This is a genomic window from Agromyces neolithicus, from assembly GCF_039529735.1.
GTDB lineage: Bacteria > Actinomycetota > Actinomycetes > Actinomycetales > Microbacteriaceae > Agromyces > Agromyces neolithicus.
Genome location: NZ_BAAANJ010000004.1, coordinates 204,537 through 229,146, shown reverse-complemented (window position 1 = coordinate 229,146; position 24,610 = coordinate 204,537). Strand labels below are relative to the sequence as shown.

Here is a 24,610-nt window from a genome sequence, read left to right as displayed (position 1 = left end):
TCAACATTGACTAAGCCTAGGTTAGTCCGAATTGACCATGCAAGCAATGAATAGTCCGCTACGATGAATCACATGTCGACCACACGCCTTCTCGTCCTCGGAGCCGTGCGGCAGTTCCAGCCCGTGCACGGCTACTTCCTCCGCCGTGAGCTGATGACGTGGAACGTCGACGAGTGGGCCAACATCCAGCAAGGCTCCATCTACAACGCGCTGCGTACGCTCGCCGCCGACGGCTATATCACCGAAGGCAGCACGGAGAGCGAGGGCAAACGGCCTGCGCGCACCACCTACAGCATCACGCCCTCCGGCGAAGTGGAACTGCAGCGGATGCTGCGCGAAAACCTCTGGAACGTCGCGCGCTTCGACACGCAATCGGTCATGACGGTCGCCTCCTTCATGTTCGTGCTCAGCCGACAGGAGGTGATCGCCGGCCTCGAGCACCGGCTCATCAAGAGCGACGCGATCATCGCCGAGAACGGATTCAACGTGGAGGACACCCTCCGGTCGGAGAGCACTCCGCGATACGTCCGGGAGATCTTCGACCTGTCCACCGCGCGCCTCCTCGCCGAGAAGCAATGGGTCAACGCCCTCATCGGGCGCCTCCGCGCCGGTGAGTACGTCTTCTCCGGCGAGACACCCACCGCCCCCGCACGCGAGGAACAGGTGCTCGCGACCAACTCCCACGCCTGACAACGCGCCAGCGAACACTCCTCGCCGAGAGCCGACTTGGAGGCTCGCTGCGAGCACCACGCGCGACCGATCCCGCGCCAGTAGGCGGAGTGCACCACCGTGCCCATGAGCGCGGCTCGCACGAGGGCGTGGAATTGGCAGTGCGCGATGGCGAGCATCTGACGCTCTCCGCCGCTCAGCACACCTGCAGGCCGCTGTGCGAGTGGTGTCAACAACGGCCCAGTTCGCGTACCGGGTCACTCCGTGAACGCCGGCACGACGTGCTCGATGAACAGTTCGAGCGAGCGCTTCTTCTGCTCGTGCGTGAGGCTGTTGTCGCTCCAGAAGCTGAACTCGTCGACGCCCAGCGACTCGTAGTGGCGCAGCCGCTCGATGACCTCGGCGGGGGTGCCGACCATCGCGGTGCCGTGCAGGCTCTCGGGGGTGAACTCGGGGCGCTCGGCGAACTTCTCTTCGGGGCTCGGGTCGAGGAACCCGTTGACGGGGGTGGTCTTGTTGCCGAACCAGGCGTCGAATGTGCGGTAGTAGCGGTTGATGGCGTCAGCGCCGACCCGCCAGCCCTCGGGGTCGTCGTCGCTGTGCACGTACGTGTGCCGCAGCACCATCAGCTCGGGCCGGTCGACCTCGGGGTGGTTCGCGATCGCCGTCTCGAACTTGTCGACGAGGTTCTCGACCTCTTCGTCGCCCTTCATGAGCGGGGTGACCATCACGTTGCAGCCATTTGCGACGGCGAAGTCGTGCGATGCGGGGTCGCGCGCCGCGATCCACATCGGCGGGGTGGGCTGCTGCACCGGCTTGGGCACGCTCGTCGAGGTCGGGAACTGCCAGATCTCGCCATTGTGCGCGTAGTCGCCCGCCCACAGCTTGCGAATGGCCGGCACGATCTCGCGCAGGTGGTTGCCCCCATCGGTGGCGGGGAGCCCGCCGGCCATGCGGTCGAACTCGAACTGGTAGGCGCCGCGGGCCATGCCCAGTTCGGCACGGCCGCCGCTGATCACGTCGAGCAGGGCAGTCTCGCCCGCGGCGCGTATGGGGTTCCAGAACGGTGCGATGATCGTGCCCGCGCCGAGGCGGATCTTCTCGGTGCGTGCTGCGAGATAGGCGAGCTGCGGCATCGGGCTCGGTGAGATGGTGTACTCCATCGAGTGGTGCTCGCCGATCCAGACCGTGCTGAAGCCGCCTGCTTCGGCGAGGAGGGTCAGCTCGGTGAGGTTCTCGAAGGACTCCTCTGGTGAGATGCTGTCGTCCCAGCGCTCCATGTGGACGAAAAGTGAGAATCGCATGGTGCTCCTTTGTTACCTGTCTTCTCTAGCGGTTGCCGCGGCGTCGCGCTCCGCGATGGTGGTGTCGGTTCGTGACCAGTGCTCGCGTTCGACCTCGCGCACGATGACGGTGATGTTCTCGGATGCTGCGCCGGTCGACTCTTCCGCAGCACGGTGCAGCGCGGCGATGAGGTCGCGCAGCTGCTCGGGGGTGCGCCCGCGGGCGATCGACACGTCGATGAGTGGCATGCTCGTCGCCGCCCGTCAGCTTCGCATCACGAAGGGATCGGCGACCGGCCCTTCATCGGTGTTGATCCAGACGCTCTTGAGCCGGGTGTACTCGTTCATCGACTCGAGTCCATGTTCGATGCCGACGCCCGAGTTCTTGTAGCCCTGTCTGGGCGACATGGGCGACATGGCCCGGTACGTGTTGACCCAGATCGTGCCGGCATCGAGGCGACGGGCCATGCGGTGCGCTCGGGCGAGATTCTGCGTCCACACGCCGGCGGCGAGACCGTACTCGGTGTCGTTGGCGAGGGCGACGAGCTCGTCTTCGGTCTCGAACGGCATGATCGCCGCGACCGGGCCGAAGATCTCCTCGCGCACCACGCGCATCGAGTTGTCGACATCGGTGAGCACCGTCGGTGCGTAGAAGTAGCCGGGGAGGTCGATGTCGGGTCGCCCGCCTCCGACACGGACGGACGCGCCCTCCGAGACGCCGAGGTCGACGTACGACGAGACCTTCGAAAGCTGATCCGCGAATGCGAGCGGTCCGAGCTCGGTGCTGTCGACGAGTGGGTCGCCGATGCGGATCGTGCGCGCGCGCTCGGTGACGCGTTCGAGAAGCTCGTCATAGATCGCCTTGTGCGCGAAGACCCGGCTGCCGGCGATACAGGTCTGTCCGGCCGCGGCGTAGATGCCGGCGATGACGCCCATGGCCGCGTTCGCGACATCCGCGTCGTCGAAGACGATGTTCGGGCTCTTGCCGCCCAGTTCCAGCGTGCAGCCGATGAAGCGGCGCGCGGCCTCCGCGGCGATGCGCGCACCGGTCTGCGTCGAACCGGTGAACGAGATCTTCGCGAGGTCGGGGTGGCTCACCAGCGGTGCGCCGGCTTCGGCGCCGAAGCCGGTCACGACGTTCACCACACCGTCGGGGAACCCGGCCTCGATCGCCAGCTCGGCCACTCGCAGGATGGTCCGCGAGGTGTATTCGCTCGGCTTGATGACGACGGTGTTGCCAGCTGCGAGCGCCGGGGCGATCTTCGAGGTCGTCAGCGTGAGGGGCGAGTTCCACGGGGTGATCGCTCCGACGACGCCGAGGGGTTCGCGCTGGGTGTAGTTGAGCATCTCGAACGACGAGGTCGGGATCTGGGCGCCCTGCACCTTGTCGGCCAGACCGCCGTAATAGTAGTAGTACTCGGGGAGGGTGGTCAGCTGGCCACGCATCTCGCGCAGCAGCTTGCCGTTGTCGAGGCTCTCGAAGCGAGCGAGCTCCTCGGCGTTCTCGGCGATGAGGTCGCCCAGGTTGCGCAGCAGCCGACCCCGCTTGGTCGGGCTGAGCCGCGACCAGCTCGGCGACTCGAATGCGGCCTTCGCGGCCCCTACGGCGCGGCGCACGTCTTCGTCGTTGCCGCGCGCGGCCTCGTAGAGAGGCTCGAGGGTTGCGGGGTTCGTACTCGTGAAGTGCTCACCGCTGCTCGGGGCGACGGGTGCGCCACCGATGAAGTGGCTCAGTCGTTCAGTCATGATGGATTCCTTCTGATTCTTCGATGAAGGCCGTGAGTGCCTCGGCGAGCGCGGACGCGTCCTCAACCGGCAGCATGTGGCGGGCGCCAGGAACGATGACGAGGCGCGCATCGGGCACTTCGTCGGCAAGGCGCTGCGACATCTCGGGCGTGGAGCCCGGATCGAGTTCGCCCGTGATCGCAAGGGTGGGTACGGTGATCTGACCGAGCTCGGGTGCGATCTCCTGGTCGCCGCTCGCGAAGACGGCGTAGGCGTGCAGGTAGGACGTGACGTCGTTCGCCAGCAGCACCCGTTCGGTCGCCGTCTTGATCTCGGCGGGAACTGAGCTGTCCTCGGGGTACCAGCGCTGCAACGACGCCGTGACGCTGTCGGCGAACTGCGTTTCGGCGGCGGCGAGCCTGGTCTCGACTGCGGCCGTTTCGGCGGGCGTGCGACGACACACCGCGCTCACGCAACTGAGCGTCGCCACCCGTTCGGAGTGGAAGCGGGCGATGTGCTGGGCGATGAGTGCGCCGAGTGAGAACCCGACCAGATGCACGCGGCCGTCGGGGAGTCGACGCAGGACATCGTCGGCGAGGCCCGCGAGAGACTGCGGTTCCCGCAGCGGCGGCTGTGCCCCGTGCCCCGGGAGGTCGATCGCGATCGTGCGACGTGCCAGCCGCTCGCTCAGCGGAGCCCACATCGTGTGGTCGAGGCCGACACCGTGCAGGAGCACGACGGATGTCGCTCCGTTCGGGCTGCTCGTTCCAATCGACTCGTCAACCATGTTCCGGTGTCACTTGTCTACTGCTCGGTCGACAGCGCTGCGAGTCGCTGCTTCGGGCGGCCTTGGGCTGCTGCGGCGAGGGCGATCAGGATCTCGCCGGCATGCGGCGCATCTGCGACCCGAATTTCGACACTCTGGTGGTGCGAGCGGATGGTGGCATCCGTAATGTGCTTCAGCGGGATGTCGAAGGTGGTGCCGGCAGCGGCACGCTTCTCGACCGCGGGCAGCAGGGTGGTCGCGTTGGCCGCATTGCGGAAGTGGTCTCCGAATTTCAGCGTGTGGATCAGGGCTGATCCGTGCTCGATCTCTCCATCGAGCCCGACGACCGCCGCCTTGCCATAGGCCTCGATCGGTGCGCCGATCGCTTCAACGACCCGAGGAGCGAGCAGTCCACCGAGGTCCGACGCGGTCGCGTCGATTCCTTCGGCGAGGTCCGCGACGAAGCCCTGGCCGTGCCATGGGTTGTCGATGACGGCGGCGACCACGGCGATGCGTGCCACCGGCTCGACCGGCTGGCCGCCCTCGGTGACGATCTCCTCGACGATCGTGGTGATCTTGCGGACGTTCATAGTGCGATTCCCTTCAGGATTTCGGATGTCACGGGGCGGTCGGTCATGCGATCGCCGATGCGGGCATGCGGGCGGGGCCCGGTCGAGGCTGCGGCGATGACCGCGATCTCGTCGTGGTGCGGTGCATCCGGGAGGATGACGTCGAGCGACTGGTAGTAGTCGCGGGTCGTCGGCTCGGTCTTGTGCCAGAGCGGCACCCGCAGGTGCCGGCCGGGGCCCGAGCGGTCGTCGACGAAGCAGAGGATCGAGGTTCCCTGGAGGGCCTCGCGCATGAGGTTGCCGAAGTAAGGGGTGTGAATGAGCGCACCGGCGTGCTCGATCTCGCCGCTCAGTCCGACCACCGCCGCCTTGCCGAACGCCTCGATGCTCGCGGCGCCGCCGAGGGCATCGATCAGTCGGTCGGTGAGGAGCTTGGCGAGCACCGGGGCGATGCGCTCAGTCTCGGGCTGGAGATCGGCGTCGGTCGCGGTGCCGACCCAGGGGTTGCGGATGACGGCCGTCGCGGCGGCTCGCAAGATCGGCTGCGTACGAAGCCCGCTCGCGGGCATCTCCTCGACCGAGACGAGAATGGTGCGCAGGCCGATCGCGGCCGCGACGTCTGAGTAGTCGTTCAGCGTGGAGACGGTGGAGAGATCGTACGTTCGCGCGGTCGCGTCGATGACGGCGGACATGTGCTGGCTCGTTTCGGTTGAGATGGATCGAAGTGCGGGGCTTCGAGTGCGATGGCGGGGTCGGGGTATCAGGACGCCGTCGTGACGTCGGTGGCGACTTCGATTGCAAGGGCACGGAGGACCGTTGCGCTCGAGGCCTCGACGTGCTGTCGCATCGTGAACTCGGCGCTGACATGGTCGCGTGCTTCGATCGCGGCGACGATGCTCTCGTGCTCTTTCAGCGAGAAGCCCAGTCGTCCGGGCTGGTCAACCGATTTCAGGACGAGCCGGTGGTAGGCGAGCTGATTCATGAGTCGCTCATAGTGCTCTGAGAGCTTGCGATTGTCTGCTCCGGCGATGAGCGCGTTGTGGAACTCGTGCACGAGGGCGGCGTAGCGCGTGCGGTCTCCGCGGCGAACCGCAGCGGCGGATGCCTCGACGTTACGTCGAAGCACGTCGAGTTCGGGGCCGCTGCTGCGTCGGGCGAACAGGCCGGCAGCGAGACCCTCGAGGCCGCCCTTGAGCTCGAAGAGCTCTACGATCTCACGGCGGGTGGGCTGTCGTACGAAGGTGCCCACACGCGGTCTGATCTCGACAAGCCCCTCGTTCTCGAGTTGCTTGAGCGCCTCCCTGATGGGGGTGCGGCTCACGTTGAACTCCTGTGCGAGGAAGAGTTCGGGCAGTGGCGCACCGGGAGGAAACTCCCCGCTGAGCACGAGCTTGCGCAGCCGGTCGAGCAGCGGGGTCTCGTCGACGGTCACATCGTCGGGGCGGAGTGCTTCAGTGGGCTGTTGCATGCCAACAACCTAACTTGCATACAACAGAGTGTCAAGGCAACCTAGGGCTTCCGGGAGTATTAGCTGATTTTCCGGGAAGTATTGACCAAGTCGCATGTGTGCACTTACTATCTGTTGCATGCCAGCAATCAATGAAGCCGTCCTGACCGCATGGGACGCTGCGTGGGATCACGGGGAGGTCGACGCCCTCGACCTCGTCATGCACCCCGAGTACCGTCGCGAGAGCGCCGGCTCCGGTAGCATCACCGGCCTCGCCGAACTGAAGCGCGAGATCCTCGAAGTGCGTGCCGCATTTCCCGACCTGCGCACCACAATCGACAAGCTGATCGTCGATGGCGACGATTTCGCGATCTTCTGGAGCTCCACCGGCACCTTCACCGAAGCGCTCGGTGAAGTTCCCGCGACGGGCAACCGAGTGCAGACCCGTGGATCGAACCAGGGAACCTTCCGCGACGGCCTCATCGTGACTGAACGGGTGACCTGGGATCAGAGCGAGCTGCTCGCTGATCTTGGAGTGCCTTCGCTGCGCTCGGCGTTCGAATCCGATCTCTCGGGTCTCAAGGTGGACGATCTCTCAGGAGCGTTCGACAACGACGCGTTCAAGGGATTCAACCGGCAGTTCATCACCGGCGTCACCGTGGTCACCACCACCGACGCCGACGGAACGCCGCGCGGGCTCGCGGCCAACTCCTACGCCTCGGTTTCGATCGAGCCACCGCTGGTGCTGGTGTGCGTGCAGAAGACGTCGTCGACGCATCCCGCACTGTTCCGGTCGTCGCATCTGGGGATCAACATCCTCAGCAACCAGCAGCGCGAAACCGTGGCGACGTTCGCCTCGAGATCTCCCGACAAGTTCGCCGCCGTCGAGTGGCATGCGGGGCCGCAGGGCAGTCCGCTTATCGACGGCTCGTCTGCGTCGATCGAGGCCGAGATCAAGGAGCGTTTCCAGGCGAAGACGCACACCGTGTTCATCGCCAAGGTGACTCACGCAGAGGTATCCGACCTCGTCCCGATGGTCTACAAGTCGGGCCGCTTCTTCGACGGCGCCTCACTTGCCGAACTCTGAGACGCACCACACCACCCCGAAATCAGCCGATTTCCAAGAACACCGAATGAAATGGGAGTTGCAATGACGCAGCAGACGACCTCAAATACCGACGTGGCATCCGACGCGCCGACGTACGGGGCTTCACTGACCCGCACCGAGCCGTTCGCCACCGAACAGATCCCGACCAACGAGCGGCACGGCAAGCCGCGCTACCAGTTCACCCTCTGGTTCGCGGCGAACATGGTGCTCGCTGTGCTGGTGTCGGGCTTCTTCTCGTCCCTCTTCGGGCTCTCCGTCGTGCAGGGCCTCACCGCCGTCGCTGCGGGCACCCTGCTCGGCGCGATCGTGATGGGCCTGCTCGCAGGAATCGGCACCAAGCTCGGCGTTCCGCAGCAGGTGCAGGGCCGTGGGCCCATGGGCTACTTCGCGAACTTCGTGCCGATCGCGCTGTTGACGGTGGTCTCGGCGATCGGCTGGACCGCGGTCAACACGGTCTTCGCCGTGATCGCACTGCAGATGCTGGTCGACGTGCCGTTCTGGTTGGCAGCGACGGGGATCTTCGCCGTGCAGGCCGTCTTCGCTATCTGGGGACACAACCTGATCCACCTGATCAACCGGATCGCCACGATCGTGCTCACCCTCCTGTTCGCTGTCATCACCGTGCTGTCGCTGCAGCAGGTCGACTTCAACATCGGCGTGAACATCGAGGCGCCCTACTACATGGGCGAGTTCGCCGGCTGGGTCACGTTCGCGGGGTTCTTCTTCGCCTACGTGATGACCTGGACGCCGTTCGCATCCGACTTCTCGCGCTACCTCCCGCGTGACACCTCGCACACGAAGGTCATGGCGTACACCGCGAGCGGCACCTTCGTCGCGATGATGTGGCTCGGCGGCATCGGCGTGCTCGTCTCGAGCTTCGCGGGTGAACTCGACGCGATCGCGGCGCTCGCGGAGCTGACGGGCGACTGGGCGCCCATCGCCATGCTCACCGTCGTGCTCTCGACCCTGCCGGTGAGTGCCATGAACCTCTATGGCGGATCTCTCTCGCTGCTCACCATCCGGATTCCGGTGAACCGCGTAGTCGGCGTGCTCGTCATCGCGGCCGTCAGCCTCGGCGTGACCCTGCTGATGCAGACGAACCCGTACGGCGCCTTCTACGACTTCCTGCTGATCCTCGCGTACCTGGTCGTTCCGTTCAGCACGATCCTGCTGCTCGATTACTACCTGCGCATGCGCCCCCTCGGCCCCGTCGCCGTCAACCAGCTGTTCGATCCGCGCCGCATCGTCGAGTGGGGCTTCGTCGCCTGGGTCGTCGGCTGTGCGTTCTCGTCGCTCTTCTGGAACTCGACTCTGTTCACCGGCCCCCTCGCCGGCGCGTTCGCGCAGTTCGGCGACACCGCCTACCTCGCGGGTGCCGTCGCAGCTGCGGTCGCATACCTGGCGCTGAGCCCGCTGCCGCCGCTCTCGCAGCTGCTGCGGCGTCAGGCACCCGACCGGGTCGAGGTCATGCGGTGACGAGCGAGTCCGATACGGCCGTGTCGTCGGGCACGTCCACCCTCGTGGTGATCGACATGCAGGAGATCTTCCGGTCGCCGACGAGCGAGTGGAGCGTGCCCGCGTACGACCGCACTGCCGAGCACGTCGTGCGACTGGCCGACCACTTCTCGCACTCGGTCGTCTGGACGAAGTTCGTGCGCGACCCCGACGAGACCGGCAGCTGGAGCGCCTACTACGATCGGTGGTCGAACAGTCGCGCCGAGCCCGACTCGCCGGTCTGGGACCTCACCCTGCCCGTGCGCGACGGCGACCGCGTGCTCACCCTGTCGACGTTCTCGAAGTGGGGACCCGATCTTGCCGAGATGACCGAGCACAGCGATCACATCGTCGTCTGCGGGGTGGCGACCGACTGCTGCGTGCTCGCGACCGTGCTCGGCGCGGTCGACGCGGGCAAGCAGGTCACCCTCGTCACCGATGCCTGCGGCGGCGCGACACCCGAGGCCCACGACCAGGCCGTGGCACTCATGGGCATGCTCGCTCCGATGGTGACGCTCGCCGAGACGACCGAGATCGTCAAGTAATGTACGGCCTGCCAGCGCCGCGCCTCGAGCGCGGCGCTGGCAGCGGCATCCGTTCACCAGCAAGAATGGCGACATGGATGCCGCGATCCCAGCCCTCACCGAGATGCCGAAGCCGCAGTTCGTGATGTCGGCCGAGGCCCGCCGCATCGCCACATACTCGTGGGGCGACGACGACGCGCCGACCGTGCTGTGCGTGCACGGGTTCGCGTCGAGCTGTCGCGACAACTGGGTGAACACGGGGTGGGTGCGCGATCTCACGCGCGCCGGCTACCGGGTGCTCGGCGTCGACCAGCTCGGCCACGGCGCGAGCGATAAGCCGTACGAGGCATCCGAGTACGCCATGGACGCGCTCGTCGACGACCTCATCACCGTGCTCGACACCTTTCTGCTCGACCGTGTGCTGTACGCCGGCTACTCACTGGGTGCGCGCGTCGGCTGGCAGCTCGCCGTGCAGGCGCCCGAGCACGTCGAACGCGCCGTGCTCGGCGGCATCCCCGATGGTCGTCCGCTCGCCCGCCTGCAGATCGAACAGGCGCGAGCGTACGCCGTACACGGAACACCGGTCGACGACACGGTCACCCGCAACTACGTGACGCTCGCCGAGCGCGTCGATGGAAACGACCTGCTCGCGATCGTGGCACTCGCCGAGGGCATGCGATCAGCCGACGCCGACCCCGACCCGGCGAATCCGCCGAGGCAGCAGATCCTGTTCGCGACGGGCAGTGAAGACGCGATCCTCGAGGATTCGAAAAGACTGGCGGATGCCACGCCGAACGGCACGTTCGTCGAGCTCCCCGGTCGGCACCACTTCAATGCGCCCGGCTCGCGGGTGTTCCGCGAGGCTGCGGTGGAGTTCTTCAGCGCGCGCGCCTCGAACGCCGCAACCTAGTTCAACCGCATCCCGGCCAGCTCGAGCCAATCACTGAACCGCGTCGGCGCCAGCGTGGCGTCGGGTCCCGGCAGCAGCTCGCGCTCGTCGAGCTCGGTGCCGAAGTACGTCGCCAGCGGGTCGGCTCTGACCTCGCGCGGGTCGCCGCGCAGCCGCAAATCGTTCTGCACGAGCGCCTCGAGGCGGAACACCTCTGGTCCGGCGAATTCGACGATGCCGTTCACAGGCGAGCCCGTCGCGACTGTCGCGATCGCCGCCGCGATGTCGTCGGCGGCGATCGGCTGAATCAGGGCCTGCGACAGCCGCACGATGTTCTGCCTCGTCGCGGCATCGGCGATGCTCCTGACGAACTCGAAGAACTGGGTACCGTGCACGATCGTGTAGCGACGGCCCGACCGGCTGATGAGCCGCTCCTGCGCCGCCTTGGCAGCGAAGTAGCCGCCCTCGGTGCGCGCCAGCCGATCGGTGCCCACCACCGACAGGGCGATGTGATGCTTCACGCCGGCCACATCGCCGTACGCAAGCAGGTTCATCGTCGATCCGTAGAAGAAGTCGTTCGCGCCCCGCTCGTCGAGGTATCCCGAGTTCGAGACGTCGACGAGGGTCTCCACCCCGGTGAGGGCCTCCGCGAGGCCCTCACCGGTGTAGGCGTTGACCCCGGTTGCGCGCGAGGCAGAGACGACGTCGTGCCCCTCAGCTGCGAGCCGCGCCACGAGCCGGGTTCCGATGAGCCCGGTGCCGCCGATGACCGCGATCCTCATGGTTCCGGTTCCTCCAATCCCCAGAAGGCGCCCTTCAAGCCGACGTCCGCGAAGTACGCACGCGCTTCCGACGGCTCGCGCCGCACGTACGGCGAGTCCAGCCGGCCCTCGTACCAGTGCGCCGCGAGACGCCAAAGGGTCGCGAGGTCGAAGGTCGACCCGTGTTCGTTGCCGGTGGCCGAGAGCCAGTCGTCGACGCACCGCTCGCTGCAGAAGATGCGCTGGTTCGAGCATGTGTGCACCACGTCGTCCCAGACGTGCGCCGCCGGCACGAGGAAGTGCGCCACCTCATCACCGGCGGGTGCCCGCGACGTGCCGACGACGTACGCGTGGGGCGTGCCGCAGGCGGGGCAGGTCGTCGCGACGAGCACCTCGTTCTCGCCGGGCACGAGATGGGGGATCGCAAACGCGTCCCACGCGCACCCGCCCCACCACAGTGTGTGCGAGCCCTTCACTGAGAAATGCAGGTCGATGCTCGCGAAGGGGTGCGCCATGATGATGCGGCCGTCGTCGTCGAGCACGATGTGGCGCGTCGCCGCGAGGATGGCGAGTGCGCGCTCGACGTCTGCGGGCGACAGCCGCGTCGCTGCCTCGAGTGCGGCACGAACGGGCGGATGTCCCTGCTCGGCGTAACCCCGATAGACCTCGACCCGAACCCGCTCGATGTCGGCTCGCGTCGGTTCGCCCGTATCAGCGCCCATGGGTGAAGGGTACGCCGTTGAGTCGCGGTACGTTCGGTATATGTCCCCGACGGAGAATGAGCGAGACGACGAGGTCGACCTGCTCATCGACGCGTGGTCGCGTCGGCTGCCCGATGTCGACCTCACTCCGCTCGACGTCATGTCGCGCCTGCGGCGTGCGGCAAACCGACTTGCACGACTGCGGGCCGACGCCTTCAAGTCGGCAGGCCTCGCGGCGTGGGAGTTCGATGTGCTCGCGGCGCTGCGCCGCGAGGAACCGCCGCACGAGCTGAATCCAGCACAGCTGATCGAGGCGACGATGATCGGCAGTGCTGCGATGACCAATCGGCTCGACAACCTGTCGCGGCGCGGGTTCGTCGACCGACGACCCAACCCACGTGACGGTCGCAGCGTGCTCGTGCGCCTGACCGCCGCGGGTGCGATGCACGTCGACGATGCGATGCGCCGGCTGGCAGCCCGCGAGGGCGACGAGCTTCGCGGCCTCAGCCGCGACGAGCAGGCGACGCTGGTGCGCCTGCTGCGCCGTCTCGTGCAGGATCCCGAGAGATGATGCCCCGACACGTGTGCCCTCGAATCGCCCACCGTGTGGTCGGGGCGAATGAATTGGGTCGGTGGCGGGTGGGACCAGTCGCGTTCTGCTTGACGCTACCCGGAGGCCGTCTGAAACCCGGTTTCCCGCGCTTACCTCGCGACTGACCGATGCTCGTTCGACTCGTCAACGATACCGATGGCACAAGCCTGATGCATCGGGGGTGGCCATGATTCTGCTCACCGCAGGTCGAGCCGCATGAGCACGCGCGGGAAGCCGTTGAGCACCGAATCGGTGTCGGCGGCCTTCGTGAACCCCGCCTTCTCGAACAGTGCGCGCGTGCCGACGTATGCCATGGTGAGGTCGATCTTCTCGCCTTGGTTGTCGAGGGGATACCCCTCGATCGCCGGTGCGCCGTGGTCGCGGGCGAACTCGACGGCGCCGGCCAGCAGGTGGTGCGAGATACTCTCGCCGCGATGCCCCGGCCGCACGCGGATGCACCACACGGACCAGACGTCGAGGTCGTCGACATGCGGAATTCTGCGGTTCGTCGCGAAGTTCGTGTCGGCCCGCAGGTGCACGCCCGCCCATCCGACGACCTCGTCGCCGTCGTACGCGATGATCCCCGGCGGCGGGTCTTGCGCGATGAGCTCGCGAACCCGGTCGCCCCGCTCGGTGCCCTTGAGGGCGAGGTTCTCTTTCGACGGGATGCGGTAGCTCAGGCACCAGCACACGTTCGCGTCGGGCCGCTTGGGCCCCACCATCGCCTTCACGTCGGTGAACACCGTCGCGGGGCGAACGTCGATTGCCATATGACCACCCTGTCACCGGCCTCGGACATCGGGCGTCATCGAGGGCGTATCGAAACTCTGCCGAGGCTGGCGCACCCGCCCCTGGCGGTCGGGCCCGAAACGACGGGATGCCCCAACCGCAGTGCGGCAGGGGCATCCGTTTCGAAGCTGGGTTACGCCGCGATCTGCTCGACGCCCTCGCGGACCGAGCGCAGCGCGTCGGCCCAGGCGACGACCTGGTCGATCTGGGTCTGCAGCTCGTCGGCCTTCTGCGCGGCGGGCGTGAAGGCCGGGTTGCCCGACATCGCGCCCTCGAAGTCGGTGAACAGCGAGAACATGACGTGCTGGCGCACGTCGGCGATCTGCAGCTCGCCGAACACCTGGCGCAGGTGCTCGCCGGCGCGCACGCCCCCCATCGAGCCGTAGCTCACGATGCCAGCGGCCTTGTTGTTCCACTCGGCGCTGACGTAGTCGAGTGCGTTCTTGAGCGCGGCCGGGATCGAGTGGTTGTACTCGGCGGTGACGAAGACGAAGCCGTCGAACTCGGCGACCTTGTGCGCCCATGCGTTGGCAGCGGTGCCCTGGTAGTTGCCCGCGCCTGCGGGGAAGGGCTCCTCGAGCATCGGCAGCTTGAAGTCGTGCAGGTCCACGAGCTCGAACGACACGCCCTGAGCCTTGGCGTTGCGCTGCACCCACTCTCCGACGAGAGGGCCGAGACGGCCAGGACGAGTGCTTCCGACGATGATGCCGATGTTGAGGTCTGACACTGAGAACCCTTTCATGAGAACCGATCACCGAGTCGGTGACCCATCAACTATCGCATGATAGTTGTCGAGACAACTAATTGATGTATGCAGTCTCATGCAATTCACAGGATCGGATTCGCCAGCCCGACCCGGGTATCCCTGCCGCGTCAGGTGCCGCTGCGGCGCGCCGGCAGCGCCGCCGCAGCGGTCACGAACTCCACGAGCTCGCGCGCCATCGATGCCGGCTCCCACGAGTGGTCGGCGCCGGGCACCTGCTTCCAGGTTGCACCCGGAATGGCGGCGGTGATGGCTCGTGCGGCGTCGAAGAGGGCGGGGAACGTCTCGTCGCCGAGGAGTACGTCGACGGGCACTCGGATGTCGCGGAAGAGCTCGGCCATCGGCGCCGACTCCACCCAGGCGAGCGATTCGCCGTCGGCCCGGTAGCTCACGACCTGCGCGACGTACTCGGGATACTCGGGCGATCGCCGCGCCCCCTCGAGCCATTCGGGCGGCATGTCCTTCATGTAGTACTCGAGCGCACCTTCGAGTTCGCCGGCGTCGATGCGTCGCTCGACTTCAGCGGCCCACTCGCGCGCGGGACCGTCTTGGGGGCCGAACGGCGCCTCCCAGAGCACGAGGCCCGCGACGGGCAGGCCGCGGGCCGCCGCGGCAAGGCTGATCGAGCAGCCCGAGGAGTGCCCGCAGAGCACCGCGCTGCCGCCGACGAGCTCGATGAGCGACGTGATCACGGTCAGTTCGCGGTCGAGATCGAGCCGCCCGGTGGCCGGACTCTCGCCACGGCCGAGGCGGTCGTACACAAGCGTGCGGATGCCGTCGCGGGACGCGAGCTCGGCGGTCTCGGTGGTCCACGGGTCGATGGCCCGGTACGGCCCGGCCCCGGCGATGAAGATCAGCGCGGGGCCGTCGCCGCGGAGGTCGTAGGCGACGCGGTCGCCGTGGGAGGTGGTGATGTAGTCGGTCATCGTCGTACCCTTCTGATCAAACTAGACGGTATAGTTCCGTTCTGGGTAGACTAGACTGCTCAGTACTTGATGTCAACGACGGGTGGTTCATGATGGCGACCGACGGTGCCTCGGTCATGGAGTCGATGGGGCGCTCCGAGCGAAAGCACCGCGCGATCCTCGCGGCGGCCGAAGAGATGTTCCTCGCCGGCGGCTACCTCGGCACGAACATGGACGAGCTCGCCGCGCGGTCGAGTGTGTCGAAGCAGACCGTGTACAAGCACTTCGGCAGCAAGGAGGCGCTGTTCGTCGAACTCGTCACCTCGATGACCGATGCCGCGGGCGACCGCGTGCACAGCGATGTCGCCGATCCTGCCGAGGGCGACGATCTCGTCGGATTCCTCGAGTCGTACGCCGACCGGCAGCTCGACATCGTGATGACGCCGAAGCTGCTGCAGCTGCGACGCCTCGTGATCGGCGAGGTCGGCAGGTTTCCCGACCTCGCCGAGGCGCTGTACGAGCACGGCCCGAAGCGGGCCATCGGCAGGCTGGCGGCGATGTTCGAGCGACTGGCCGAACGCGGCCTGCTGCATGTCGACGACGCGACCGCAGCAGCCACCGCGTTCAACTGGCTCGTGATGGGCGAGCCCCTGAACCGCGCCATGCTGCTCGGCGATGCCGCGATCCCCTCGCACGACCACCGGCGTTCACAGGTGCGCACGGCTGTGCGGGTGTTCCTCGCCGCCTACGGCGCACGCTGATCACCTCGCGTCCGGGGGTGCGGCCCCTGCCGAGGCGGCGGGCCCGCGAGGCGGTCAGGACGCGAGGCGCATCGCATTCCGGCCGAACTCGGCACCTGCCCGACGTGCTTCATCGTGCGCGGCCCGCCGACCGGGTTCGGCATCGGCGATGGCGAGATTCGGCCGGAAGGTGATGGACGAGACATCGGTGATGCCCGCCCAGTTCAGCCAGTCGTGGAAGTAGGGCCGCTGGAAGTCGCTGCCGAATGACGCCGGACGATCGTCGCCGTACACCGCGCTCGTGTAGACGACGGCGGCGCGGCGCCCGCCGAGCAGGCCCGAGTAGCCGACTTCGGGGTCGAAGTCGAACACCATGCCGGGCTGGCTGACGACGTCGATGAACTGCTTGGCGATGTAGGGGATGCCCCCGTTCCACATCGGCAGGCTGAAGAGGTAGAGGTCGGCGGCGGCGAACCGCTCGAATGCGAGGCGGGCCCGATGCCATGCCGTCTCCTGGGGGCCGACCGGCTGCTCGCCGGCGAAGATGCGCATCTTCGCGCCCGCGCCGTCTGGGCCGAACGACGGCAGCGAGCCGTCCCACAGGTCCCACTCGTCGACGGTCGTCGTGGGCTCGGCGGCGGTGAAGGCGTCGATGAAGGTGCGGGCGATGGCGAGCGACTCGGATGCCTCGCCGCGGGGTGACGCGGAAATGTGCAGGAGGGTGGTCATGCGCTGGTCCTTTCGTTGCGTGCAGACGCACATGAATTCAGTGAGCCGACCCTAGCATGTACGTGCGCACGCACACAAATGTGGATATGCTCAACGCATGCCGACCGACGCCGAACGCACCTGGGAGGCCGTGCTGCGACTGCATGCGGCGTTGCTCCCGCGACTCGACCTCGCGGTCACCCGGCACGGCGGCATGCCGCTCACCTGGTACGACGTGCTGCTCGAGCTGCGCGATGGCGGGGGTCGTCTCACCATGGGGCAGCTGGCCGAACGCGTGGTGCTCAGCCGCACCCGGGTGAGCCGGCTCGTCGACGAGATGGTCGGCGCCGGTCTCGTTGCCCGCGAGCCGAATCCCAATGACCGACGCTCGGCATACGCCGTGCTCACGACCGAGGGGCGTCGCCGGTTCCTCGCTGCGGCCCGCGTCTACCTTCCCGCGATCGAGCGGGAGTTCGAGGCCGTCGACGGCGACGTCCTCGCGAATGTCGCCGATGGGCTCCAGACGCTGCTCGCCGACATCGCGCCATAGCGGCTCGCTTCACAGCGCGCTCGAAGCGCCGAGCGGCCCATACGGCCGCGGTCGGTCACTCGGGCTGGTTGCCGGCCTCGCCGTTGATCGTGAACGGAGTCGTGACGCCCTCGTACATGACGTGGGCGATGAGCCCGTCTACGGCGTGGGGGAGCGTGTGGCAGTGGTCGCTCCAGATGCCGGGGTTGTCGGCGACGAACGCGATTTCGTACGACTCGCCGGGGTGCACGTCGAGTGAGTCGACGATCCAGGGGCTTCCTGCGGCCGCGACGCCGTCGCGTGACAGCACGACGATGTGGTGGCCGTGCAGGTGCATCGGGTGCACCTCGCCCGATTCGTTGACGATGCGCATCGCGACGACGTCGCCCTCGCGCACATGGAACATCGGCACGTCGGGGAACATGCGACCGTTGATGGTCCAGAAGTTTCCGGGCCGGCCGTCGATGATGCCGAAGCGGCGGGCGACGACGTAGTCGTACGAGCGGTCTGGCGACGACGCCTCGAACTCGAGGGGCGTCGGGTCGCCGTAGGCGAGCAGGTCGAGCGTGCGCGACGGTTGCGGTATACGAGGGGCGGATGACCCGGGCTCGCCGATCTCGATGCTGCGAGCACCGCCCACGTGCAGGCGCGCGGTTCCGCGGGGCGGGGCCTGCACCGCGACATCCGCTCGCCCGCCGGCGGGAATGAGCAGCCGCTGCCCGTCGACATCGGTCGGTGCGTTCACCTCGTGCCCGTCGGTCGCGAGCACGCGGAACGGGATCGCCGACCAGACCGCGGCGGTTCCCTGGTCGGTGTTGATGACACGCACCCGCACGGTCGCGCCGGGTTCGGCGGCCACCTGCTCATCCTCGGCGCGTCCGTTGAGCGTATGCTGCCCGCCGTATACGTGCAGCAGTGCTGTGACGTCGAGGTCACCGGCGACGGCCGGGTGTGCGGGATCGATCACGATCGCGCCGAGCAGGCCACCCTTGACCTGCTCGTGCGATACCTGGTGCGAGTGGTACCAGTAGGTGCCGGCATCGGTCGCCTCGAAGCGGTACATGTGGCGGCCGCCGACCGGCACGGCATCCTGCGTGATCCCCGCCACCCCATCGGCCGCGTTGGGCACGTCTATGCCGTGCCAGTGCAGCGTGGCGCCGGCGGTGACCGATTCGTTCACGAACGCGACCTCGACGAGGTCGCCCTGCCGGGCACGGATCTCGGGGCCCGGCGACGTGCCGTTGAGCGTGTAGCCCTCGACCGCGTGGCCGCCGGGCACGTCGATGGCCTGCTGCCGGGCCACGAGTTCGACGCGCACGTCGGCGGGCCGGCCGGGGTCGGCGGTCAGCGACGTCACGCTGACCTCGCCGGGTGCGACGGATGCCCCGGCCCCGGCAGCGCCGATCGCGCCGTCGTCGTGGCCGGCGTGCCCGTGCCCGCCGCCCATGGCCATCACCGAGTACTCGCCGAGCAGCGTGGAACTCCATGCGAGCACGCCGGCGCCGAGCGCGGTGGTGACCGCGACGCCGACGACGGCGCACCGCACGAGATCACGCCGCGACGGCATCTGAGATCGCCTCCTTCGCAGCCGCGCGCGCCGCGCGGTCCAGCCGCGACCGACGTGCCCGCAGCGCGGCCACGACCGCGGCGACCACGATGGCGAGCGCGTTCGCGCCGTGGATGAGGCCGAGGAAGGGCATGTCGGTGATCGAGAAGCCGAGCGTCACCTGCGCCACGACGAGCCCGAGCACGATCGCCGCCCAGAGGCGCGCGCCCTTCGCGCGGGCGAAGAACGAGACGATGAGCAGCGAGAGCGCGAGCAGCGGGATGAGGCCGGCGCCCACGATCCCGTGGATCCAGAAGCCGAGCTCGCCCGAGCCGCCGGCCCCGCCGCTCTCGAGGAGCGCCTTGTCGACGACCCCTCCCTCCGAGACATGGTTGAGCACGCCTCCGAACGCGAACGCGATCGCGGCGGCCTGCACGACGACGGCGCCGGCGATGATCCAGGCCAGGCCCGCGTAGATCCTGCACATGAGATTCACTCCCTGTTCGTGCGGCGCCGGGGAGGGGCATCCGCTGGTTGAAACGCTCACCGAAGGCGGCGCGCGCCGGAACACGGCAGGCCGGATGCCGCGTGGGGGAGCGCCCCACGACCGATGGGGGCCAGCCTCCAAGGGCGGGTACGGATGTCCCTCTCCCGAAGCCCGCGCGAGAGGAGGACGATGGGGGTGTGCTCCGCAGGTGGGGATGGCTCGCAGCCCTGGCGCCGCTCGGAGCGGCGTCGCTGCTGTACGTCGTGGTCGCGCGCGGATTCCTCGCGGCATCCGCCGATCCCGCCCTCGCCTGGCCCTTGCTCGGCATCATGCCGTTGTTCGCGTTCAGCATGTGGCTGCTGACGGCCTCCACGGCACGCTCGGCCCTGTTCCTCGCGTGGGCGGCGACCGCGATGGCGGTGGGGGCGGCCTTCGAGACGTTCATGCTGACGAACCCCGACGTGATCCGTGAGCCGTGGTACCCGATCTTCAACCTCGTCGGGCTGGCCGCCTCCACGGTCGCCGCCTCCGCGTTCATCAGCATGTTCGCGACCTTCCCGACGGGAATCCCCGAGCGGCGGTGGCAGCGCATCTCGGTCTGGCTGTTCTGGGTTCCCGTCGTGTTCGTGCCGCTCTCGCTCGTCGTGGTGCCGCACGTCCTCACGGCAGAGGTGCACGCCGAGCAGGGGACGGGCATCCCGAACCCGTTCGCCCTGCCGGCCCTCGCGTGGGCCGACCCGATCGTGACGTGGATCGTCTACTCGTGGCCCGCGGTGTTCCTCGCACTCGCCGTCCTGATCTCGCGGACGTTCTTCGGGGATCCAGAGGTGCGGTCCCGCACGCGCCTGATGGCATGGGTCACCTTCGCGATCGTCGTGAGTTACTCGCTCACGCTGGTCCTGTCCGAGAACGTGATGCTCAACGCCGCCGTGCTGGTGGTCCTCACGGCGGTGCCGCTCGTGGCGATCCACGGAATCCTCCGGCATGGCGCGTTCGACGTGGCCGCAGCGGACCGCGCGCGCCTCGTCACGCGATCCTCCGACGTGCTCATCACCGTGCTCTACGGCATCGCCGCGCTCGCCCCGGCCGTGCTGCTCGCCGGGCGCCTGACGCCCCTGGCGACCGCCCTGCTCACCGCACTCGTGGCGGTCGTCCTGCTTCCCGTTCGCGGGTGGCTGCAGCGTTGGATCCACCGGGTCGTGTTCGGCGACCGCGACCGCCAGCTCGCGATGCTGAGCGAGCTCGGCTCGGAGCTCGAGCGCTCAGGAGAGCCCGGTGACCTCCTGAACCATCTGGCGGCCGCGGTGGCCGACGGACTGGGCGCGTCGTGGGTGCGCATCCGCCTCGCGGCGACGGATGGCGCGCTCGGCGCGTCGCCCGTGGGCGTCGCCGGCGACGTGGTGGGTGAGCCGGTCGAGGCGGCCGATCTCGTGCACGCCGACGAGCTCCTCGGCCGCATCGAGGTCGGACCGCGCCATCGCGGGGAGTACAGTGACGCCGAGCGGGCGCTGCTGCGTACGGTCGCCGGTCAGGCCGCGGCATCCGTCGCCAACGTGCGCCTCGCGGCGCGGCTCGCCGAGCAGCTCGCCGAGCTGACCGCCTCGCGAGAGCGCCTCGTGGCTGCGCAGGACGACGAGCGTCGCAGGCTGGAGCGCGACCTGCACGACGGCATCCAGCAGGACATCGTGGCGCAGATCGCGGGGCTCCGGTTGGCGCGGAACCGGCTCGCGCGCGGTCAACTCGATGGCGCGGAACTGAGCGAACTGCAGGAGCAGGCCCGTCAGACGCTCACCGGCCTGCGTGAGCTCGCGCACGGCATCCACCCGCCGGTGCTGAGCGACAACGGGCTCGTCGCCGCGATCGAATCGGGCGCGGCGCGGTACCCGATCCCGCTGACAGTGCACGCCGACTCGCGGGTCCGCGCCGAGCGGTATCCCGACGACGTGGAGACGACTGCCTACTACGTGGTGCGGGAGGCCCTGGCGAACACCGCGAAGCACGCGAACGCCACGAACGCGACCGTGGCGCTGGCCCGGAGCGACGGCCGGCTGCGAGTCTCGATCCGCGACGACGGATGCGGCTTGGGTGCCGTCTTCCCGACGTCGGCGGCGAGCGGCGGGCTCGCGAACATCCGCGACCGCGTAGCGGTGCTGCGCGGCACGGTCCGGATCTCTTCCGCGAGCCCCTCGGGCAGCGGCACGACGGTGGACGTCGACCTGCCGGTCCGGGGATTCGCCGAAGCCGACCAGGCGGGTCCGCGGAGCCCATGAGGGGATGGAGGACAGCCCCCACCCGCGGGCATGGATGGCCCTCTCCCGCGAGGGCCGCGGCAGGAGGACGATAGGACCGTGGACCGAAGGTGGGTGTGCCTCGCGACGCTCGGCCCGATCGGGGTCGCGGCGCTGGTGTACATCGTCGTCGTGCTGGGGTTCGTCGAGGGTGACGCCGGTCATGCCCTCGCCTGGCCGCTCCTGGGTGCGCTGCCCTTCTTCGTGCTCGGCATGTGGCTGCTCACCGTGACGCGGTCGCGCACCGCAGTGCTCGTCGCGCTCGCCGCCACTGCGATGCTCGTCGGCTCGGCCTACGAGACCTTCCTGGAACGCAATATCGAGGTCATGTCGGAGCCGTGGTTCCCGCTGTTCAACGTCATCGGGCTGACGGCTGATGCCACGACGACCTCGACGCTGCTCGTCGTGTTCGCTACCTTCCCGAGCGGCGTCGTCGAGCGGCGGTGGCAGCGCATCGCCGTGGTGTTCCTCTGGACGCCCATGCTCGTCGGGCCGCTGACGCTCATCACTACGCCGCATGTGGTGATGTCTCCGTACATCGGCATCAGCGGTGAAGCCATTCCGAACCCGTTCGCAGTGCCGTGGCTCGAGTGGGCGGCGCCCGCGGTGCAACTCCTGGTGGTGCAGGCGTGGCCCGCCTTGGCGATCGGGCTCGTGGTGCTCGGCACACGCGCGCTGTTCGGTACGTCCGCGGTGCGAGAGAGCACGCGGGTCATCGCGCTGACCGTCGGTGCCGCGATGGTCGCGTTCATGCTGTGGACCTTCCTGCCTGGGTTGTGGATCGCGGAATTGCTCGTCTACGCATCCCTCATCGCCCTGCCGATCGCCGTGGTGCACGGCGTCTTCCGCTACGGCGCATTCGAAATCGCTCCGGGCGACCGCGGGCGCAGCGTGGCGCGCTCGTCGAACCTGCTCATCACGGTGTTCTACGGCATCGGGGTCGCGACGCCCGCCATCATGCTGTCGGGGCAGCTCCAGGTGGTGCCCGCGGTGCTCGTCACGGCGCTCATCGCGGTCGCGCTGCTGCCGGTGCGCACCTGGTTGCAGCGATGGATCCACCGCAGGCTCTTCGGTGACCGCGAACGGCAGTTCGAGATGCTCAGCGAGCTCGGTGCACGTCTCGAGGAGGCCGGCGAGGCGCGCGACCTGCTCACCTACCTCGCCGAGGCGGTACGCGACGGGCTCGGCGCCTCCTGGGTGCGCATCCGGCTCATGTCGCCCGACGGCGCCCTCGCCGCGTCGCCCGTCGGCGCCGCCGGAGATGCGGCCGGGGAACCCTCGCTCTCAGCCGACCTCGTGCGCGTCGACGAGATGCTCGGACGCATCGATGTCGGGCCGCGGAATCACGGCGACTACATCGAGGCCGAGCGCATGCTGCTGCGCACGGTCGCGGGCCAGGCCGCGGCATCCGTGGCGAACGTGCGCCTCACCGCGCAGCTCGCCGAACAACTCGACGAGCTCACCGCGTCGCGCGAGCGACTCGTCGCGGCACAGGACGACGAGCGCAAGCGCCTCGAACGCGACCTGCACGACGGCATCCAGCAGAACGTCGTGGCGCAGATCGCCGCACTCCGCCTCGCTCGCAACCGGCTGCAGCGCAGCGAGCTCACCCCCGAAGAACTCGTCGAGCTGCAGGACCAGGCTCGCGAGACGCTCACCGACCTGCGCGAACTCGCCCAGGGCATCCACCCATCGGTGCTCAGCGACAACGGACTCGTGGCCGCCGTCGAATCGGGTGTCGCGAGGTTCCCGATCCCGCTGACCGTCGAAGCCGATGCCGCGATGCGCGCCGAACGGTTCCCCGACGACGTCGAGACGACGGCCTACTACGTCGTGCGCGAGGCGCTCGCGAACACCGCGAAGCACGCGCACGCGACCCACGCGTCGGTCGCGCTCGCCCGCAGCAACGGGCACCTGCGCATCGCCATCACCGACGACGGGCGTGGCATCGGCACGCTCGAGCCGGCTGCTGCGACCACCGGCGGCCTCGCGAACATCCGCGACCGGGTGGCTGCGCTGCGCGGCACGCTGCGGGTGTCGGCGGCGAACCCGTCGGGGACGACGGTGCTCGTCGACCTTCCGGTGCATCGAGCCGGCGCCGCAGCCGCCGAACGCGAGGCGGACCGAGTTGGATGAGTCGGGCATGCTGCGAGTCGTGATCGCCGAGGACAACTACCTCGTGCGCGAGGGCCTGCGGCGCCTGCTCGAGGACTCGGGCGAGGTCGACGTGGTCGCCTCGACGGGTAATGCGACCGAGCTGCTCGACGCGGTGCGGCGCCTCAACCCCCAGGCGGTGCTCACCGACATCCGCATGCCGCCGGGCCACCACATGGAGGGCATCGAGGCCGCCCGCGACATCCGCGCCGCGCACCCCGAGACCGGTGTCGTGGTGCTCTCGCAGCACGCCGACGAGAGCTACGCGCTCGCGCTGTTCGCCGACGGCTCGGCCGGGCTCGGCTACCTGCTGAAGGACCGCATCGGCGACCTCGAAGACCTCGTGCACGCTCTGCGCGAGGTCTGCGCCGGTGGTTCCGTGATCGACCCGCAGATCGTCGACACCCTCGTGCGCCGCCGCAGCGCGGCCGCATCGAGCCCGCTCGCCGCGCTCTCCCCGCGCGAGCTCGAGGTGCTGCGCGAGATGGCGCAGGGCAAGACGAACGCGGGCATCGAGCAATCGCTCTTCCTCTCGACGTCGACCGTCGAGAAACACGTCAACGCGATCTTCACGAAGCTGCGGCTGCCCGAGACGGGCGTGCACCGGCGGGTCGCCGCGGTGCTCGCCTTCCTGCAGAACGACGCGGCCTAGCCGTTCTTCGCAGGAACGGGGCTCGGGCGACCGCCCCGAAGCAGTCGAGGGTTGACGCCCGCGCGAGTCCGGAGCACGCTGATCGCATACGTCAACCGCAAGGGCGCGGGATGCCGCGCGAGAGGGCAGGTCTCATGAACCCCACGACCGAACTCACGACCGAGCTCATGACCGAGAAGATCGCCTGCGCGTTCTCGAGTCACCGATTCGAGGTCGCGTTGCCGCACCTCGCCGACGACGTCGTCTGGACGCTCGTCGGCTCCGACCCGCTGATCGGGCTCAAAGCCGTGAAGAAGGCCTGCGAGCGCACCGCCAAGGACCTCGCCGGGGTGACGACCGAGTTTCAGCGGCAGCGCACCGTGGTGGGTGAAGACAGCGTCGCGGTCGACAGCCTCGCCAGGTACACCGACGCCAGGGGAGACGTCTCGGTCGTCGCCTCGTGCGATGTCTACGATTTCGTCGACGGACGCATCACCGAGATCGTCTCGTACACCGTCGAGCTCTCGCGCTGAGGTCGTCGG

Annotated in this window: 27 protein-coding genes; 12 read left to right on the top strand and 15 right to left on the bottom strand. The window is 68.3% G+C overall.

All coding sequences use genetic code 11. From position 1 onward, the window contains the following. Positions 1-105: 105 nt before the first annotated feature. Positions 106-690: a PadR family transcriptional regulator gene (locus ABD164_RS06550; RefSeq protein ID WP_344294673.1), complete on the top strand. Its 585-nt coding sequence runs from the start codon at positions 106-108 to the stop codon at positions 688-690. A 236-nt stretch (positions 691-926) separates the two neighbouring features. On the opposite strand, the gene ABD164_RS06545 is transcribed toward ABD164_RS06550, so the two are convergent. From ABD164_RS06545 to ABD164_RS06515, 7 genes are all read right to left on the bottom strand, one after another. Continuing rightward, positions 927-1,973 (bottom strand): LLM class flavin-dependent oxidoreductase, encoded by a 1,047-nt coding sequence (locus ABD164_RS06545; protein ID WP_344294671.1) that lies wholly within the window; start codon positions 1,971-1,973, stop codon positions 927-929. A gap of 12 nt (positions 1,974-1,985) precedes the next feature. Next, the gene (locus ABD164_RS06540) at positions 1,986-2,201 is read right to left on the bottom strand and encodes a tautomerase family protein (RefSeq protein ID WP_344294669.1); all 216 of its coding nucleotides are present in this window, start codon (positions 2,199-2,201) and stop codon (positions 1,986-1,988) included. A gap of 15 nt (positions 2,202-2,216) precedes the next feature. Beyond that, on the bottom strand, positions 2,217-3,698 hold the full coding sequence (locus tag ABD164_RS06535) for an aldehyde dehydrogenase (protein ID WP_344294667.1): 1,482 nt from the start codon (positions 3,696-3,698) through the stop codon (positions 2,217-2,219). Continuing rightward, complete coding sequence (locus ABD164_RS06530; protein ID WP_344294665.1) at positions 3,691-4,464, bottom strand: alpha/beta fold hydrolase; 774 nt, start codon at positions 4,462-4,464, stop codon at positions 3,691-3,693. Before ABD164_RS06530 ends, ABD164_RS06535 begins: the two co-directional genes overlap by 8 nt. Positions 4,465-4,481: 17 nt before the next feature. Next, positions 4,482-5,033: an amino acid synthesis family protein gene (locus ABD164_RS06525; protein ID WP_344294664.1), complete on the bottom strand. Its 552-nt coding sequence runs from the start codon at positions 5,031-5,033 to the stop codon at positions 4,482-4,484. Continuing rightward, positions 5,030-5,704 (bottom strand): amino acid synthesis family protein, encoded by a 675-nt coding sequence (locus ABD164_RS06520; protein ID WP_344294662.1) that lies wholly within the window; start codon positions 5,702-5,704, stop codon positions 5,030-5,032. The genes ABD164_RS06525 and ABD164_RS06520 overlap by 4 nt, the downstream gene beginning before the upstream one ends. A gap of 68 nt (positions 5,705-5,772) precedes the next feature. Next, positions 5,773-6,480 carry a GntR family transcriptional regulator gene (locus tag ABD164_RS06515; protein WP_344294659.1) on the bottom strand — a complete coding sequence of 236 codons (708 nt, stop codon included), beginning with the start codon at positions 6,478-6,480 and terminating at the stop codon, positions 5,773-5,775. A gap of 118 nt (positions 6,481-6,598) precedes the next feature. On the opposite strand from ABD164_RS06515, the gene ABD164_RS06510 reads away from it, so the two are divergent. From ABD164_RS06510 to ABD164_RS06495, 4 genes are all read left to right on the top strand, one after another. Continuing rightward, entirely contained in the window at positions 6,599-7,546 is a 948-nt protein-coding gene (locus ABD164_RS06510; RefSeq protein ID WP_344294657.1) for a flavin reductase, read from the top strand. Between the two features lie 63 nt (positions 7,547-7,609). After that, positions 7,610-9,043 carry a purine-cytosine permease family protein gene (locus tag ABD164_RS06505; protein ID WP_344294655.1) on the top strand — a complete coding sequence of 478 codons (1,434 nt, stop codon included), beginning with the start codon at positions 7,610-7,612 and terminating at the stop codon, positions 9,041-9,043. Next, complete coding sequence (locus ABD164_RS06500) at positions 9,040-9,606, top strand: cysteine hydrolase family protein (protein ID WP_344294653.1); 567 nt, start codon at positions 9,040-9,042, stop codon at positions 9,604-9,606. Before ABD164_RS06505 ends, ABD164_RS06500 begins: the two co-directional genes overlap by 4 nt. Positions 9,607-9,679: 73 nt before the next feature. Continuing rightward, on the top strand, positions 9,680-10,495 hold the full coding sequence (locus tag ABD164_RS06495) for an alpha/beta fold hydrolase (protein WP_344294651.1): 816 nt from the start codon (positions 9,680-9,682) through the stop codon (positions 10,493-10,495). Here the strand turns inward: ABD164_RS06495 and ABD164_RS06490 are convergent. Together ABD164_RS06490 and merB are read right to left on the bottom strand one after the other, a co-directional pair. Continuing rightward, positions 10,492-11,256, bottom strand: coding sequence for an SDR family oxidoreductase (locus tag ABD164_RS06490; RefSeq protein WP_344294649.1), 765 nt, complete (start codon positions 11,254-11,256; stop codon positions 10,492-10,494). The genes ABD164_RS06495 and ABD164_RS06490 overlap by 4 nt on opposite strands. Beyond that, on the bottom strand, positions 11,253-11,957 hold the full coding sequence (merB, locus tag ABD164_RS06485; protein ID WP_344294646.1) for an organomercurial lyase: 705 nt from the start codon (positions 11,955-11,957) through the stop codon (positions 11,253-11,255). The genes ABD164_RS06490 and merB overlap by 4 nt, the downstream gene beginning before the upstream one ends. Before the next feature lie 40 nt (positions 11,958-11,997). Between merB and ABD164_RS06480 the strand changes: the two genes are divergently transcribed. Further along, complete coding sequence (locus ABD164_RS06480) at positions 11,998-12,507, top strand: MarR family winged helix-turn-helix transcriptional regulator (protein WP_344294644.1); 510 nt, start codon at positions 11,998-12,000, stop codon at positions 12,505-12,507. Between the two features lie 218 nt (positions 12,508-12,725). On the opposite strand, the gene ABD164_RS06475 is transcribed toward ABD164_RS06480, so the two are convergent. From ABD164_RS06475 to ABD164_RS06465, 3 genes are all read right to left on the bottom strand, one after another. Then, positions 12,726-13,298 (bottom strand): GNAT family N-acetyltransferase, encoded by a 573-nt coding sequence (locus ABD164_RS06475; RefSeq protein ID WP_344294642.1) that lies wholly within the window; start codon positions 13,296-13,298, stop codon positions 12,726-12,728. A gap of 152 nt (positions 13,299-13,450) precedes the next feature. Continuing rightward, positions 13,451-14,044, bottom strand: a complete 594-nt coding sequence (locus tag ABD164_RS06470; protein WP_344294640.1) for an NADPH-dependent FMN reductase — start codon at positions 14,042-14,044, stop codon at positions 13,451-13,453. A 146-nt stretch (positions 14,045-14,190) separates the two neighbouring features. Then, positions 14,191-15,006 carry an alpha/beta fold hydrolase gene (locus ABD164_RS06465; protein WP_344294638.1) on the bottom strand — a complete coding sequence of 272 codons (816 nt, stop codon included), beginning with the start codon at positions 15,004-15,006 and terminating at the stop codon, positions 14,191-14,193. An 89-nt stretch (positions 15,007-15,095) separates the two neighbouring features. Here ABD164_RS06465 and ABD164_RS06460 point away from each other — a divergent pair, with 89 nt between their 5' ends. Then, complete coding sequence (locus ABD164_RS06460; protein WP_344294636.1) at positions 15,096-15,746, top strand: TetR/AcrR family transcriptional regulator; 651 nt, start codon at positions 15,096-15,098, stop codon at positions 15,744-15,746. A gap of 54 nt (positions 15,747-15,800) precedes the next feature. Here the strand turns inward: ABD164_RS06460 and ABD164_RS06455 are convergent, their stop codons facing one another. After that, entirely contained in the window at positions 15,801-16,454 is a 654-nt protein-coding gene (locus ABD164_RS06455; RefSeq protein WP_344294633.1) for an FMN-dependent NADH-azoreductase, read from the bottom strand. A gap of 97 nt (positions 16,455-16,551) precedes the next feature. Here ABD164_RS06455 and ABD164_RS06450 point away from each other — a divergent pair, with 97 nt between their 5' ends. Beyond that, positions 16,552-16,983, top strand: a complete 432-nt coding sequence (locus tag ABD164_RS06450; protein ID WP_344294631.1) for a MarR family winged helix-turn-helix transcriptional regulator — start codon at positions 16,552-16,554, stop codon at positions 16,981-16,983. Positions 16,984-17,038: 55 nt separating this feature from the next. On the opposite strand, the gene ABD164_RS06445 is transcribed toward ABD164_RS06450, so the two are convergent. Next, a complete protein-coding gene (locus ABD164_RS06445) occupies positions 17,039-18,529 on the bottom strand; it encodes a multicopper oxidase family protein (RefSeq protein WP_344294629.1) in 1,491 nt (496 codons plus the stop codon). After that, positions 18,513-18,995, bottom strand: coding sequence for a hypothetical protein (locus ABD164_RS06440; RefSeq protein ID WP_344294627.1), 483 nt, complete (start codon positions 18,993-18,995; stop codon positions 18,513-18,515). The genes ABD164_RS06445 and ABD164_RS06440 overlap by 17 nt, the downstream gene beginning before the upstream one ends. A 197-nt stretch (positions 18,996-19,192) precedes the next feature. Here ABD164_RS06440 and ABD164_RS06435 point away from each other — a divergent pair, with 197 nt between their 5' ends. From ABD164_RS06435 to ABD164_RS06420, 4 genes are all read left to right on the top strand, one after another. After that, positions 19,193-21,265: a sensor histidine kinase gene (locus ABD164_RS06435; protein ID WP_344294625.1), complete on the top strand. Its 2,073-nt coding sequence runs from the start codon at positions 19,193-19,195 to the stop codon at positions 21,263-21,265. Positions 21,266-21,343: 78 nt separating this feature from the next. Next, positions 21,344-23,419, top strand: coding sequence for a sensor histidine kinase (locus tag ABD164_RS06430; RefSeq protein WP_344294623.1), 2,076 nt, complete (start codon positions 21,344-21,346; stop codon positions 23,417-23,419). Positions 23,420-23,426: 7 nt separating this feature from the next. Further along, positions 23,427-24,089, top strand: coding sequence for a response regulator transcription factor (locus ABD164_RS06425; protein ID WP_344294621.1), 663 nt, complete (start codon positions 23,427-23,429; stop codon positions 24,087-24,089). Between the two features lie 134 nt (positions 24,090-24,223). Next, positions 24,224-24,601: a nuclear transport factor 2 family protein gene (locus ABD164_RS06420; protein WP_344294618.1), complete on the top strand. Its 378-nt coding sequence runs from the start codon at positions 24,224-24,226 to the stop codon at positions 24,599-24,601. Positions 24,602-24,610 lie beyond the last annotated feature (9 nt).

What these genes read in the sequence shown, in the direction of transcription:
- ABD164_RS06545 (WP_344294671.1), bottom strand. Translation starts at nt 1,973, where the DNA reads ATGCGATTCTCACTTTTCGTCCACATGGAGCGCTGGGACGACAGCATC.
- ABD164_RS06540 (WP_344294669.1), bottom strand. Translation starts at nt 2,201, where the DNA reads ATGCCACTCATCGACGTGTCGATCGCCCGCGGGCGCACCCCCGAGCAG.
- ABD164_RS06535 (WP_344294667.1), bottom strand. Translation starts at nt 3,698, where the DNA reads ATGACTGAACGACTGAGCCACTTCATCGGTGGCGCACCCGTCGCCCCG.
- ABD164_RS06530 (WP_344294665.1), bottom strand. Translation starts at nt 4,464, where the DNA reads ATGGTTGACGAGTCGATTGGAACGAGCAGCCCGAACGGAGCGACATCC.
- ABD164_RS06525 (WP_344294664.1), bottom strand. Translation starts at nt 5,033, where the DNA reads ATGAACGTCCGCAAGATCACCACGATCGTCGAGGAGATCGTCACCGAG.
- ABD164_RS06520 (WP_344294662.1), bottom strand. Translation starts at nt 5,704, where the DNA reads ATGTCCGCCGTCATCGACGCGACCGCGCGAACGTACGATCTCTCCACC.
- ABD164_RS06515 (WP_344294659.1), bottom strand. Translation starts at nt 6,480, where the DNA reads ATGCAACAGCCCACTGAAGCACTCCGCCCCGACGATGTGACCGTCGAC.
- ABD164_RS06510 (WP_344294657.1), top strand. Translation starts at nt 6,599, where the DNA reads ATGCCAGCAATCAATGAAGCCGTCCTGACCGCATGGGACGCTGCGTGG.
- ABD164_RS06505 (WP_344294655.1), top strand. Translation starts at nt 7,610, where the DNA reads ATGACGCAGCAGACGACCTCAAATACCGACGTGGCATCCGACGCGCCG.
- ABD164_RS06495 (WP_344294651.1), top strand. Translation starts at nt 9,680, where the DNA reads ATGGATGCCGCGATCCCAGCCCTCACCGAGATGCCGAAGCCGCAGTTC.
- ABD164_RS06490 (WP_344294649.1), bottom strand. Translation starts at nt 11,256, where the DNA reads ATGAGGATCGCGGTCATCGGCGGCACCGGGCTCATCGGAACCCGGCTC.
- merB (WP_344294646.1), bottom strand. Translation starts at nt 11,957, where the DNA reads ATGGGCGCTGATACGGGCGAACCGACGCGAGCCGACATCGAGCGGGTT.
- ABD164_RS06480 (WP_344294644.1), top strand. Translation starts at nt 11,998, where the DNA reads ATGTCCCCGACGGAGAATGAGCGAGACGACGAGGTCGACCTGCTCATC.
- ABD164_RS06475 (WP_344294642.1), bottom strand. Translation starts at nt 13,298, where the DNA reads ATGGCAATCGACGTTCGCCCCGCGACGGTGTTCACCGACGTGAAGGCG.
- ABD164_RS06465 (WP_344294638.1), bottom strand. Translation starts at nt 15,006, where the DNA reads ATGACCGACTACATCACCACCTCCCACGGCGACCGCGTCGCCTACGAC.
- ABD164_RS06460 (WP_344294636.1), top strand. Translation starts at nt 15,096, where the DNA reads ATGATGGCGACCGACGGTGCCTCGGTCATGGAGTCGATGGGGCGCTCC.
- ABD164_RS06455 (WP_344294633.1), bottom strand. Translation starts at nt 16,454, where the DNA reads ATGACCACCCTCCTGCACATTTCCGCGTCACCCCGCGGCGAGGCATCC.
- ABD164_RS06450 (WP_344294631.1), top strand. Translation starts at nt 16,552, where the DNA reads ATGCCGACCGACGCCGAACGCACCTGGGAGGCCGTGCTGCGACTGCAT.
- ABD164_RS06445 (WP_344294629.1), bottom strand. Translation starts at nt 18,529, where the DNA reads ATGCCGTCGCGGCGTGATCTCGTGCGGTGCGCCGTCGTCGGCGTCGCG.
- ABD164_RS06440 (WP_344294627.1), bottom strand. Translation starts at nt 18,995, where the DNA reads ATGTGCAGGATCTACGCGGGCCTGGCCTGGATCATCGCCGGCGCCGTC.
- ABD164_RS06425 (WP_344294621.1), top strand. Translation starts at nt 23,427, where the DNA reads ATGCTGCGAGTCGTGATCGCCGAGGACAACTACCTCGTGCGCGAGGGC.
- ABD164_RS06420 (WP_344294618.1), top strand. Translation starts at nt 24,224, where the DNA reads ATGAACCCCACGACCGAACTCACGACCGAGCTCATGACCGAGAAGATC.